The sequence below is a fragment of the Mycobacteroides immunogenum genome (assembly GCF_001605725.1).
Lineage (GTDB): Bacteria > Actinomycetota > Actinomycetes > Mycobacteriales > Mycobacteriaceae > Mycobacterium > Mycobacterium immunogenum.
Genome location: NZ_CP011530.1, coordinates 4,460,185 through 4,472,930, shown reverse-complemented (window position 1 = coordinate 4,472,930; position 12,746 = coordinate 4,460,185). Strand labels below are relative to the sequence as shown.

General features: G+C 64.7%; 10 protein-coding genes. 2 read left to right on the top strand and 8 right to left on the bottom strand.

The window, feature by feature from the left end:
• Window positions 1-4 precede the first annotated feature (4 nt).
• Together ABG82_RS22140 and ABG82_RS22135 are read right to left on the bottom strand one after the other, a co-directional pair.
• Window positions 5-1,531, bottom strand: a complete 1,527-nt coding sequence (locus ABG82_RS22140; RefSeq protein WP_043077047.1) for a S8 family peptidase — start codon at window positions 1,529-1,531, stop codon at window positions 5-7.
• A gap of 80 nt (window positions 1,532-1,611) precedes the next feature.
• Window positions 1,612-3,420 (bottom strand): peroxidase family protein, encoded by a 1,809-nt coding sequence (locus ABG82_RS22135; RefSeq protein ID WP_043077048.1) that lies wholly within the window; start codon window positions 3,418-3,420, stop codon window positions 1,612-1,614.
• Between the two features lie 216 nt (window positions 3,421-3,636).
• Here ABG82_RS22135 and ABG82_RS22130 point away from each other — a divergent pair, with 216 nt between their 5' ends.
• Entirely contained in the window at window positions 3,637-4,761 is a 1,125-nt protein-coding gene (locus ABG82_RS22130; protein WP_043077049.1) for a catalase family protein, read from the top strand.
• A gap of 103 nt (window positions 4,762-4,864) precedes the next feature.
• Window positions 4,865-7,489 (top strand): LuxR C-terminal-related transcriptional regulator, encoded by a 2,625-nt coding sequence (locus ABG82_RS22125; RefSeq protein WP_043077125.1) that lies wholly within the window; start codon window positions 4,865-4,867, stop codon window positions 7,487-7,489.
• A gap of 18 nt (window positions 7,490-7,507) precedes the next feature.
• Here ABG82_RS22125 and ABG82_RS22120 read toward each other — a convergent pair whose 3' ends face one another.
• The 6 genes from ABG82_RS22120 to ABG82_RS22095 all read right to left on the bottom strand — a co-directional run bounded on the left by ABG82_RS22120 (window position 7,508) and on the right by ABG82_RS22095 (window position 12,619).
• Window positions 7,508-7,753 (bottom strand): hypothetical protein, encoded by a 246-nt coding sequence (locus ABG82_RS22120; RefSeq protein WP_054416775.1) that lies wholly within the window; start codon window positions 7,751-7,753, stop codon window positions 7,508-7,510.
• A gap of 108 nt (window positions 7,754-7,861) precedes the next feature.
• The gene (locus ABG82_RS22115) at window positions 7,862-8,266 is read right to left on the bottom strand and encodes a MerR family transcriptional regulator (RefSeq protein ID WP_043077127.1); all 405 of its coding nucleotides are present in this window, start codon (window positions 8,264-8,266) and stop codon (window positions 7,862-7,864) included.
• 84 nt (window positions 8,267-8,350) lie between these two features.
• The gene (locus ABG82_RS22110) at window positions 8,351-9,871 is read right to left on the bottom strand and encodes a SulP family inorganic anion transporter (protein WP_234707993.1); all 1,521 of its coding nucleotides are present in this window, start codon (window positions 9,869-9,871) and stop codon (window positions 8,351-8,353) included.
• Between the two features lie 312 nt (window positions 9,872-10,183).
• Window positions 10,184-10,615, bottom strand: coding sequence for a hypothetical protein (locus ABG82_RS22105; protein ID WP_065212778.1), 432 nt, complete (start codon window positions 10,613-10,615; stop codon window positions 10,184-10,186).
• Window positions 10,616-10,759: 144 nt separating this feature from the next.
• Window positions 10,760-11,617: a universal stress protein gene (locus ABG82_RS22100; protein WP_043077051.1), complete on the bottom strand. Its 858-nt coding sequence runs from the start codon at window positions 11,615-11,617 to the stop codon at window positions 10,760-10,762.
• A gap of 9 nt (window positions 11,618-11,626) precedes the next feature.
• Window positions 11,627-12,619: an Acg family FMN-binding oxidoreductase gene (locus tag ABG82_RS22095; protein WP_043077052.1), complete on the bottom strand. Its 993-nt coding sequence runs from the start codon at window positions 12,617-12,619 to the stop codon at window positions 11,627-11,629.
• Between the last annotated feature and the right edge of the window lie 127 nt (window positions 12,620-12,746).

Sequence of the window (12,746 nt, the reverse complement as noted above, 5' to 3'; positions counted from 1 at the left end):
GTCTTCAGGTGTTGGATAGTGCGCGCATCAGGTCGACAAGACCGGCGCCCTGAAAGAACTCGTGGCGCCCCAAGTCGACGGCCGACTTCAGGAAGATGTCCTTGACCTCTTGTGGTTTACCCACGAACTCCGTGCGAGCCGACAAGAACGCGGCGATCGCACCCGACACATGCGCGGCGGCCATCGAGGTGCCGCTGTCTTCGATGTAGTTGGCGGCCCCCTCGGTGCCGTCGTCCTTCAACACGTCAATGCCCTTGGCCATGAGACCGGTTGCCGCGGAAGTTATTCGCTCACCGGGGGCCACCAGGTCGGGTTTGCGCCGGCCATCGAGAGTCGGCCCCTTTGAGGAGTCGAAGGTGACCCCGCTGGTGTGCGGCCGGTACCGGTGGACCGAGCCGACGGTGATCGCGGTGGCGGCATTCCCGGGGTCGGTGATGGTAGAGAGCTGACCGTAGACATCGGTCGCTGTTCCCATGATCGCGGCGCCCACACCGGCCGCCGCGGTGCCGGCCCCGAGGTTTCCGGCGCTCACGACACAGACCACCCCGGACCCGGTGAGCAGATCGAGTTCGCGGCACAGCGGGCTTTGGCCCGCCGCGTAGTCCCTTGGCATCCAGCCGCATCCCAGAGACAGATTCACGCCGTGGATCTGTAAGTCATTGCCGTAGCTGTTGATCTCGCGCACGTAGTTGAGGGCGTCGATGAGCACGCTCGACAGGGTCTTGCCGTCGTCGTCGAGCACCTTGAGGCTCACCAGGTTGGCGTGTGGAGCCACCCCGGACAGCCGCGACCCCTGCGCCAGTACCCGCGGTACCCATTCCGGTAGCCCCTCGGCAGTCGGTTGAGTGGATGCGATCCGGATGAGTTTCGGATCGGTGGGGGATTCGCCCGCGATGATGCCGGCCACATGGGTGCCGTGTCCGTAGACGTCGACAAGCGGCCCCTTCGAAACACCTGGGGTAAGCGTGAAGTCCTTGTGCAGCGGTCTGACACAGTCAGCGGTGAGGGTGCCGTTGGCCGCGAAATGCGGGTGCTCGGCATCGATTCCCGAATCCAGCACCGCCCAGACGACACCGGTTCCACCGGAGCCATAGGTGCGGATCGCCGCATCGGCCTTGATCGTGGTGAGTGAGCGGTCCAGGTGTGCCTCAACCACCAGGTCGGGCCACACCCGCCAGATCAATTGCAGTGCTTGTTGTGCGCTTTTTGCGGTCGGGGACTTGGCGCCCCCGCGAACCAGACGCTGGATTTCATCAGGGGTGAGCATGCACCGCACATAGTGGCGCCCGACGGGCGTCGGTGTGGGTGGCTCGTCACGCAGTACTCGATGGAACATGTGCAGGAACTGATCGCGCACGTGCTTGGGGTCGATGCCGGTACCGACGAGAAGCTCGATCAGCACCATCCTGCGATCGTCATCGTCGGTGACCAAGGCGTTGGCCTCGGCGGGCGGTGCCGTCTGCGGGTCGGCCAGGACCATCGGGCTGATGACCGATGGCCGCTTGGGACCACGGGGCACGGGGCTAGTCATCGCACACCGAAGACATGAATCCGGTGGGGCTCATCTGATGATTGTGAACCCAAACGCCGTTGTCGGTCATGAGTATTCGCCTACTCGGTCGATCTGCCGGCCCATGTCGGTGTCCACGGTGCGAAAGGATTCGTGACGCCGTCCAGGGCGGCGGCCAGGGACGGGAAGTGCCGGAGCAGCACCGAACGCATCGAGTTGTTTCTCACCCATGCGAGGCCTTCCGGGGTGTAGATCTCGGGCCGGAAATCGGACGTGAAGAATCTGTCGCTTTCCAGCCGCCGGGACGCCATCAATACGAAGATTCGAAAGGCTGTGTCGCTGAAGCCAAATCCCTTCGGTTTGGGCTCCGCGTACAGTCCGATCATCAGATCCACCCGCTCCACATCGTCGCCGTATATCGCCGCGAGCTCCTTGGCCACCACCGGGTCGTCGGTGAGCTCGCCGAAAGACGACACCGGCCGCAGCCGCAGCATCCGGCGGAACTCGTTGTAGCGGGGGACGCCCCGCTCACGGACGCGAAGCACATCGATGGCTGCGAGGTCCAAAATGGACCCGTCCGGCCGCTCCAGACGCTGTAGATGGCGTGGGAAGTTATGCAGAGTCAGTGCGCCCGGGTGGGCGCGGCCGAACGAATAGATGATGTTCTCCAGTGGTGTCTCGCTGAAGCGGGCGCGCACGTATTGAACGGCGAGATCTGGCAATTCATGCTCGGCGAGCACGGAATCGTCAGACGCCGACCGCAGCACGAAACGGTCGGGAATGAGCGGGTGCATCCGGTACACCGCGACAAATTCTTCGGTCAGCGAATATGGCACGTTGTGCAGACTTGTCGGGGAGCCGGGTATGCCGCGTAGGAGAGCGTTATGCGGCTGACGCTGAAACAGGTTGTTCAGGCGCTCGCCGAGAATGCCGGACCAGTTGGTGTGCATCGCGAATACCGTGGTGGGGTGCCCGATTATCGCGGGAGTCCAGTCGATCGTGTGGATCTTCGCCATGAGCGCGGTGTTGACCAGACGGGCCTTGTCGTACAGCTCCTGATCGGACATTTCCGGATGGCAGGCAGCCAGATGCTCGCAGATCGCGTTGTGTTCCCGCATGAACAGCGAATGCAGGACGGCCAGACCGACCCAAAAGTTCGCGGCCGTCTCCGATGTGCTGGCCAGCGCCTCGACATCGGCAGGCGGCAGGCCCTGCCCGTCCATCCGCAGTGTGCCCCCGCTTCCGGAACGCAGTGCCTCGGCGACCTCGCGAGTGCCGCCGTAGACCTGCGATCCGTCCCACCAATGGGTGTCCTGCGTGACGAACGTCGGGGGGCCTGACGCGTCGGGGCACGGGTCGGGTGCGGTGCGGCGTATTTGCATCGGGCGTTGTGGCCACGGATCGCTGCCGTCGAGCGGCACGGACCATGGTTTGGTCTCGACGGTGTTGTGGCTGAACCAGTCGTGGACCTCGAACTGGATCCAGGCGGCGGCCAGTACGTTCAGCGTCGTCGCCGGAATGAACTCGTCGCGGGTCAGCAGCCTGCGACTGATCAGCCGCGGATTCGGGTCCAGGAGTTGTTCGGGGGGCTCGGGGAAAGTCTGGGCAAGGGGTGCGTTGCGCCCGAAGCGGCTGCCGACCGATCCCATCAGTGGGTGTTCAAGGTTGTTGTAGGTGCCGTCGACGGTCCGGGCGTTGCGGTAGTCGGTGTTCTCAGGCGGCGGTGATCCGCCAGGCGCCCGTCCCGTGTCGAACAGGTTGTCGGCTCGCAGCGCGTTGCGCAGCCCGATGAGTACCGCGATGCCGAATGCCGTGGGAAGCCGGGACCACCCGATCGACCGATCGATTCGTGTTGCGAGCCACGACGCCAGTGTGGTGGCCGATTTGGCGGCGTCATTCTTTTTCGCCATACCGGTAATGCTGACAAATTCCGGCGGGCCGGAACATGAGTATTGGGCTACTCGATCCTCGTGGAATTCGGGTTCCCGATAGCGCCGGGAATACCTCGCCGTTTCGCCTACATCGGCGTCAGCCGCGGCGCAGGATTGAGTAGTCGTGTACTCATGCGCGCACCTCCGGCATTCACGACACTGAGCGCATCACCAATACGGGAGGACTGGGCCGCGATGAGCACAACGGATGAATCGCTCGACCCCACGCGTACCTACCTCCCGTACAGCGAGGAGATGGACGCGACGCCTCCCGGTGAGGACGAAGCCATCGACAAGATCGTCAAAGTACTGCATACCAACAACGAACGCGCCTTCCGGAAGTACCGGCATGCTGTCCGGGATGCGCACGCGAAGAGTCATGGCATCTTGCGTGGCGAGCTGATCGTGTACCCGGATCTACCGCCGCACCTACGCCAGGGAATGTTCTCGACTGCTGGTGCGTACCCGGTCATCTGCAGGTTGTCCACCACGTCCGGCCTGCTGCGCAGCGACCGGATTCGGGGCGTGCGGGGCCTGGGTATCAAGGTTCTGGGTGTGAGTGGTCCGCGGACGCTCCCGGACGATGAGGCCACCACCCAGGATTTTGTGCTGGTTACGCACCGCGAGTTCCTGTTCGCGGACGCCAAGGCGTATCTGCGGCGGGGAATGCCGACGGCCTGGTTGCTGGCGCGCCTGCCGGACACCGCGCTGAGGTTGGGCAGCAACCTTCTGGGCGGGGTGGCGAAAATTCTTCCACGCGTGGGACTCTCACTCCCGGAATCGGTGGCGGTGTTCGTCCGTCCCAACACGCATATCCTGGGCGATACCTTCTACTCCTCGGCACCGCTGCGGTACGGGGAGTATGTGGCCAAACTCAGTTACGTACCCCTGTCGAAGTCCGTGCGGGACCTTGAGGGAGTGCTGCTGCCGGACGATATCGCTGACGACGAGTTCCGCCATCTGGTCTCAGAGTTCTTTCAGCACAACAGCGCTGAGTATGAATTGCGGGCCCAACTGTGCACCGATGCCAAGACGATGCCGCTCGAGGATGCCACCGTCGCGTGGCCCGAAACGGATTCCCCGCACCGGGGTATCGCCAAAATCATCTTCCCCGTGCAGGATTCATATGGCACCGCGCGGCAGGTTTTCGGTGACGATGTGCTGTCCTTCAATTCGTGGCGCGCTCTGGCCGCGCATCGGCCGCTGGGATCGATCAATCGATTGAAACTCAAGGTTTATGAGGCATCCAGCAACTTCAGGCATGAAAAGAACGGGGTGTCGCGGATGGAGCCGGCGGGGGTCCAGGATCTACCGGACTGAGAAGGTTGCGATGACAGTTTCGATCACCAAAATCGCCGGGCAGCAGAAGCCCTCCCACGGACCGGCTTACGCAAACCGCCATCGCGATCTAGACTCTTTTCCCATGTCGGGGAGCTGGCAGTTGCTCGACCGCCCAACCGAATTCGACGCCGTTCGCTCGACGCTGACGGACAGTGTGTCGTGCGGCGTGGTGTTGGTCGGCTCCGCCGGAGTCGGCAAGACGACCCTCGCGCGTACCGTCACCGACTCGTTGGGATGTCAGGTTCGCTGGGTGGCATGTACCGAATCGTCGCGGAGTATTCCATTGGGAGTATTCGCCCATTGGATACAGGCGACCGGATCGCGTGATCCGGCCGCGCTCATTGCCGCGGCACGGGAATCCATTGTCGCGTCGCCACATCCGATCATCGGAGTCGACGATGCCCATCTGCTGGACGACCTCTCCGCGACCTTGCTGCATCAGATAGCTGTCGGGCATGCCAGCCGGTTGGTCGCCACGGTGCGTAGCGGCGAGCCTGTTCCGGACGCGGTCACCGCGTTGTGGAAGGACGACTATCTACGCCGGTTCGAACTCGAGGCGTTCACCAAGGAGCAGAGTGTCGCACTGGTCGAATCGGTGCTCGGCGGTGCGCTCGAAGGGCTGAGCGCAGACGTGATGTGGGAGTCATCCGGTGGAAACCCGCTGTTCCTGCGCCACCTGGTGGAGGGCGCCGTTGAGGCCGGATCCCTCACCGCCGTCAACGGGGTGTGGCAGCTGCGCGGCAACACCGTCGTCCCCTCGGGCTTGGCCGCGCTGCTGGGAGATCGTCTCGAACAGTTGGACGGCGATGTACTCAACGTGCTCAAACTGCTGTCCCTGTGCGAACCGCTCAACCTCGACACGTTGTGCGAGATTGCCGGCGGTGACGCGCTGGACGGCGCGGAGCTCACCGGCTTTGTCCGTGTCGAAGCCGACGGCCGTCGTATCAACGTGCGGTTCAGCCATCCGATGCTGGGTGAGGTGATTCGGCGCAGGGTGGGCACCGCATCGGCCCGGCGCCTGCGTGGTCAGCTGGTACGGGCACTCCGGGAACGCGATATCGACTCGGCGGCCAAACGCATTCGGCTCGCGCAACTGTCCGTCGAAAGTGATGAAGTCACCGATCCGGCCCTGTTGGTCTCCGCCGCGAAGGACGCCGTATACCTGTCCAACCTTCCTGTCGGGGAACACTTGGCGCGGTGCGCGGTCGAACGCGATGGGGGTCTGCGCGCGGCCGAAGTGCTCTCGCGCGCGCTGCTGTGGCAGGGCCGGCCCGAGGAAGCCGAGCAGGCGCTCGCCGAGTTCGATCCGGACCAGCTCGATGAGCTTTCCCTGGTTCTCTGGGGCCTTCCGCTCGTCTCCATCGCGTTCTGGTCGATGGGCGATGTCCGGCGTGCGCACGAGCTGATGGCACTGCTGCGTGAACGGGTGCGGCATCCTGCCTTGAAACTCGTCGTCGACGCGACGGGCGCGGCTTTGGCCGTGCACGAGAACCAGTTCGATGACGGGCTTGCCGCCGCGACCGTCGTGCTGTCCGACCCGGAGGCTCCCCGGCAGGCCGTGGAATTCGCGGCATTCGGTATCGGGCTCGCGCTGCCTGTCGCCGGGCGTGGTGACGAGTTCGAGCCGATCGCGGCGAGATGTCGCGCACAGAAACGGTCCACCGACGGCATGATCGCGGTGATGGTGCGTTACTGCGACGTACTGGCACTCGTCTACACCGGGCAGCTCCAGCTGGCCGACCGCCGCGTTACCGAGTACACCGAGTTCTCCTCCGCTGGACAGTTTCTCGCGTGGGCGATAGCACGAATCATGGCGGGTCTGGTCGCCGTGCACCGTGGTGTATTCCCTACGGCGATCTCCTCCATCGAACAGGCGCTGGCGGCGCTCAACGCCGAGCGGCCGTTGCCGTGGCAGCTGCCCGCGCGACTACTGCTGGCGCGTGCCTACGCGGCGCTCGGGAAGGTCGAAGACGCGGAGCGTGTGCTGACCGAATCGGGCGAGCACGCGGGGCAGTTCGTCGCGCTGCATGACCCACAGCTGTTGATCGCGAAGTCGTGGCTGGCCGCCGCCCGCGGCGCGGACCGGTCGGCGGTGGATATCGCCCGTCGTGCGGCCGATGCCGCACACACCGCCGGGCAATACGCGGTGGAGGCCGAAGCGCTGCACCACTCGGCGCGGTTCGGTGACCGGACGGTGGCTCGCCGCCTGGAATCACTTGCCCCGCGGGTGCATGGTCCGCTGGTGGGGCTGTACGCGCGGCATGCGCTCGCCGTCGGCGCATCCGATTCCGCGGCGCTGGTTCAGATCAGCATCGAATTCGAGAATGCGGGCCTGCTGCTCTCGGCGGCCGATGCCGCTGCGCAGGCGGTAGCGCTGCTGAGTCGCAGTGGGGATCGAAGCAAGAGCGCCGAGTCCGCGGCGCGTGCGCTGCGGATCGCCGGCCAGTGTGGTGGTGCGGCCACGCCAGCCATCCGGGCCGCCGCGCGTCCGCTGCCGGTCACCGCGCGCGAGCGTGAGATCGCGGCCCTGATCGGTGAAGGCTTGTGCAACCGTGAGATCGCCGAGCGGCTCACTCTCTCGGTGCGCACCATTGAGGGGCACATCTACCGCGCCTGCATCAAACTCGATGTCGTGGATCGCGATCAGCTTGCCAAGATCGTGTGGAGCGACCTGGCCGACCCGCAGGAGCAGGCACACCGCCCGTAGTCCGGCGGGTCCGGCGGGTCAATTCTCATCCCTGGCTCGCGGTGCCGGCCGCTGCACAACGGTGCGTTCATGCACCAGGTAGCCGCAGGCCGCCGAGAAGAGCACGGTGATGGCGGAGCCGACGTCTCCCGGTATTTGGATGTCGAACTTACCGAGAACGAAGACCAGCAGAACCGAGATCGCACCGGCGGTCCCGCTGGCTGCCACTTTGGTTGTGGGCGTGTGTGATGGTTGCCGGATTGCTTGGCGTTCAAGCGTTGTCATGATCGGCTCCTCGGGGTGGTGGGTCTTCCCGAACCGTAGGACCGGTGAACAGGAGCCCGCACGAGTAGCGGACTACTTCCTTCGTGTGGGCGTGAGGCCCGACCCGGTCTAGACCGGCTTCCTTGCGCGTGTGGTGAGGATGCGGTCGAGTTCTTCGGCGTAGGCGAGGTGTTTGCGTAGCCGATTGATGGCGTCGTGGGTTCGGGTTTGGCATTGCTGCAGGTAATCGGCGGCAGCGGTTCGTTGAGCTGCTGTGGCGTTAGGTGTGTTCAGGGTGTCGATAGCTTCCAGCAAGTCCCTCATTTCATTGAGGGTGAAGTCGAGGGGCTTCATCCGCCGGATGACCAGGAGCCGTTCGACGTCGGCTTCGGTGTAGAGGCGAAACCCTCCTGCGCTGCGGGCCGAGGGGGTGATCAGGCCGACGTCGTCGTAGTGGCGGATGGTGCGGATCGACAGTTCGGTGCGGGCGGCGACTTGCCCGATCTGCAACTTCGCGGTGTCTGTGTCAGTCAACGTGCGACGCACCTCCGATCTTGTGTACGTGCTTGTTTCATGTGCTGCTCAACTGTAGCCAGCATCCGAAGCGGCCAAGTGCAGTTAGTGGCTGCCGCCGAGTTGTCCGGTGAGGCGGTCGTGCCGGGTAGCTGAGTCTTGGTTGAGGCCAATGATTTCCACGTGTTTGCCGCGGGCACGGTATTTGGTGGTGATGGCGTCCAGGGCTGCGACGGTGGAGGCATCCCAGATGTGTGAGTCGGTCATATCGATGAGGATGTGTCCGGGGTCGCCGGTGTAGTCGAATTGGTAGACCAGGTCGTTGCTGGAGGCGAAGAACAGTTCCCCGGTGACCCGGTACACCACCGTGCCGGTGTTTGGGTCTTGTTGGGGTTGTTGAGTTTTGGCGACGGTGACCATGTGGGCGACGCGGCGCGCGAACAGCACCATAGCGGTGATTACCCCGATGATGACGCCGTAGGCCAGGTTGTGGCTGGCCACGGTCACGATCACGGTGGCGGCCATGACTAGGGTCTCGCTGAGGGGCATGCGGCGCAGGGTGGCCGGGTTGATGCTGTGCCAGTCCATGGTGCCTACGGACACCATGATCATCACCGCGACCAGGGCGGCCATGGGGATGCGGCCGACGATATCGCCCAGTCCGACAACTAATCCCAAAAGAAGGGCGCCGGCCAAGAATGTGGAGATGCGGGTGCGGGCGCCGGAGACTTTCACGTTGATCATGGTCTGGCCGATCATGGCGCAGCCGCCCATGCCGCCGAAAAACCCGGTGACGACGTTGGCGATGCCTTGGCCCCAGCCCTCTCGGGTTTTGTTGGAGTGGGTATCGGTGATGTCATCGACGAGTTTGGCGGTCATCAGCGATTCGAGCAGCCCGACCAGTGCCATCGCTAACGCATAGGGGGCGACGAGCTCCAGAGTGTGCATGGTCCAGGGCACGTGTGGAATGAATACCGTGGGAAGACTTGAGGGCAGGGTGCCTTCATCGCTGACGCTGGGCAGGTCAACGGAGAACACGATCGCCGCGGCGGTCAGGGCCACGATGGCCACCAGTGGCCCCGGTATCGCGGTGGTGAGTTTGGGTAGGAAGGCCATGATCAGCAGCCCAACTCCGACGAACGGATACACCAGTCCGGGCACATTGATCAGGTGCGGCAGCTGGGCGGTGAAGATCAAGATGGCCAGTGCGTTGACGAAACCGACCATGACGCTGCGCGGAATGAACCGCATCAGCCGCGCCACCCCCAGCACGCTGAGCGTGACCTGGATGACCCCAGCCAGGATGACCGTGGCGATCAGATAGTCCATGCCGTACTGGCGGGCTACCGGGGCGATCACCAATGCCACCGCGCCGGTGGCCGCTGAAATCATCGCCGGGCGCCCGCCGGTGATCGCGATGGTGACCGCCATCGTGAACGACGCGAACAACCCGACCCGGGGATCGACCCCGGCGATCACCGAGAACGAGATCGCCTCGGGAATCAGCGCCAGCGCCACCACCAGCCCGGCCAGCACCTCGGTCCGCATCCGCGGCCAGGACCGCAGCGCCAGCCACACCGACGTGCTGGGATCTGCTGAGGTGACGGGTATCTGTCCAGAAATCATGGTCGGCTCCATTCGTGGTGCAGCACAACAACACCCACCTGCGGCGGGGGCGTGCGAGATCTACGGAAAGTGCGGCGCTGCACGGCAGTCGGAGTACTGGCAGCCGCGTCGCGGTACCAGCTACTGGATCACAACTCTACCCTTACGGAAGGGTAGAGTTGAAATGCCGGAGACATGCCCAAGGCGCTTCTCATGGCCGACATATCCGCTCCGGATGAAGGGCTGGTCCTCGGCGCGTTCGGGCACTAAGACAAAGGCCGCCGGCCGTATCGACCTGGCCGACCGCGTGTCGATCTCTACTCCTCGTGTGTACTAGCCGGCCAGCCTGCGCGCGCCGAGACTTCCGATGCCGCATTGGGTGACATGGCGGACCGATGCCCGGCGCTGCGCACCGATCGATACCGGGATGGTGCTGACGCTGCTTGGTGCCGGGCAGGCGTCATCACATTCCAGGTAGGTCGCGGCAACACCGGGGAGGGCCCGCAGATGTTCGGCGAGCCGCTCGAACTCCGGGCAGGCGGGCGCGGTGACGACGAAGATGGATCGCAGCTCGGTTGGTACGCTCGCGGCGTTGGCATGAAGGGGCGCGACCGTGTGCCCGGCCGCTCGAATGGCCTCGAAAATCGGTGTCGCTGAATTGATTGCGCCGGGATGCTCGCGAAGGTCGTGGGCAGGACCGGCCTCAACCAGGATGAGCAGGCTGACGTCCGGCGAGACGCTGTATGGGGCGATTCGTGTGATCATTTCGACTCCTCCCGGCACAGGTGTGTGGCTCGGTTCCGTTGTGTAAAAGCGATACACAACGATCCTGATCCGGCGTGGTCTCGATGACGCGAGTAGCGAGGTACCCCAAATGAAAGCGTGGTGGGTACCGCCCGGGGGTGAGGCCTACAGCAGCCGCTGGCGCGCCGTGATCAACACCGAGCAGTGTGTTCTGCCCAGGACGCCGCATCCGTTAGGGCCGACCAATTCCCGCACATGGGCGGCGTCGCCGGCCCCGACGACCACCAATTGCACGGCGTGCCCGTGGCGTTCCAGGTAGTCGAGGGTGCCGCCCACCGGATCCAGGGCACGGATGTCCAGGTCGGGGTGCCGCATTCGCAGCGGTGCCAGGCGCCGTTCCAAGTGGACCGCGGCCACGCCGCGGTCCACGCGGGTCAAAGTGGCTATCCGCTGACCGGAGTGGGCGATCGGGCGATGCCGCAGCAGTACCCGCAGCGGCGCCGCGCGCAGCCGCGCCTCGTGGGCGGCCAACTCCAGACAGGCCGCCGACTCATGGGTCTCGTCGATCTCGACGACTACCGCGGAAGCCGCCCCGGGTGGCGGGTGATCGCCGCGAATCACCGCGACCGGGCACCGTGCCGACCCGAGAATCTCGGATGCGGTGGACCCGACCTTGCGGGTATCCGAGCCGCTGATGCCGATGGCTCCCACACAGAGCATCACCGCATTGCGTGCGGCCTCCAACAGCAGGTCGGCCACCCGGCCATGGCGGATCTCGGCCTCCACCTTCACGGGTTTACCGGTGGCCCCGATCTGCCGGAACGCGTGCCGCACAGCCGTTCCGGCGGGACTGCGTTCGTCGCTGAACTCGGGGAACTCGGGCTGGGGCGTCACATGCACCAGACGCAATGGCAGCTCGCGGTGCATTGCCTCGTCGACCGCCCAGAGCGCGGCACGGACCGCGGATCGTGACCCATCAATGCCAACAACCACTGCGGGGCCGGGCATACGGACTTCATTCATGGTTGCGTCCTAACCGCGAATCTCGAATACGTCGGCGAGCGACCGGCGCGGCGTCGGCGGAGGAATGCGGCCAAACGTGGGGGCCGTCCCCACCCTTATCAATGCCTGCGGATGTGACCTGCCGATAGCGGCACCGACGACCTCACGGCTCGCGGTCAGCTCCAGCATGTGGGTGATGGTGCAGGTCGCCATGCCCGCGAGTGTCGCCTCCAGCAGTACTTCCGAGAGCAGCTCACCGCAGCGCAGGAGATGTTTAGGGGTGTCTCGGGCGGTGGACAACGCGAGCACCTTTGCTTGGTCCTCCTGTGGGGCGGGGTGTGAGGTCCTTTCCGCGACAACCGGGAAGGCACGGCCGATATCGACCCGATCGCTCTCGGCGGCCGATACCAGTGCGCTCCGGGGAACCCCGTCCTCGAGCGTGAACGATGCTGTCCACCAATCGAGTTCGGTTTGGTACGCGGAGTCGTAGATACGCAAGGCGTCACTGAGCGCCGACGCGTCCGCCAACTTGGGCCGCGTGACGTCGTCGATCACATCGAGAATCACCGCCCGGTCGGCGATCACCGTGTTCAGCATGCGAGCGAACTGCGACCAGTTCGATGGGGCTTCGAACGGCAGCCGGTCGGTGCGGCGCTGCAGAATCGCATCCGCGCGGCGTCGATCAGCCACCACCACAAGACCCCTGGGGGAGAAGGTGATGCTCGCCAGATGGTCTGGATTATCGGGGTCGGGGATGCGTTCCACGCGTGCTGTCCAGCCGGCCGAGGCCATCGCTACCCGGAAATGATCCAGTGCCGACCCGCAGCTGATGATGGCCTCGCGCCCCGCGCCGTCGGTCCGGGTGACGCATCGGCTGCGGTCCAGATGCAGGTGCAGATCGCCCGGTCCCGAGCCAAGGTCGACAATCCAGCGCCACGGTTGGGTGTTGTGCAAAGACGGTGCGCGGCAGGCAAGTTGAATCGCGGTCTGGATGACGTCGATGTGAACCATTGTCTTGGGCATGTCGGCTCCCGCTCGGCTGGTGGTGCCCTCGACTCTTGGTGACCGCCGCACCCGCCGACAGAGCCCTTGGTCACCGGTCAGATGCCCGAAGTCCCCGCAGTGGTGAAGCGAAGGACGTCCAACGCGC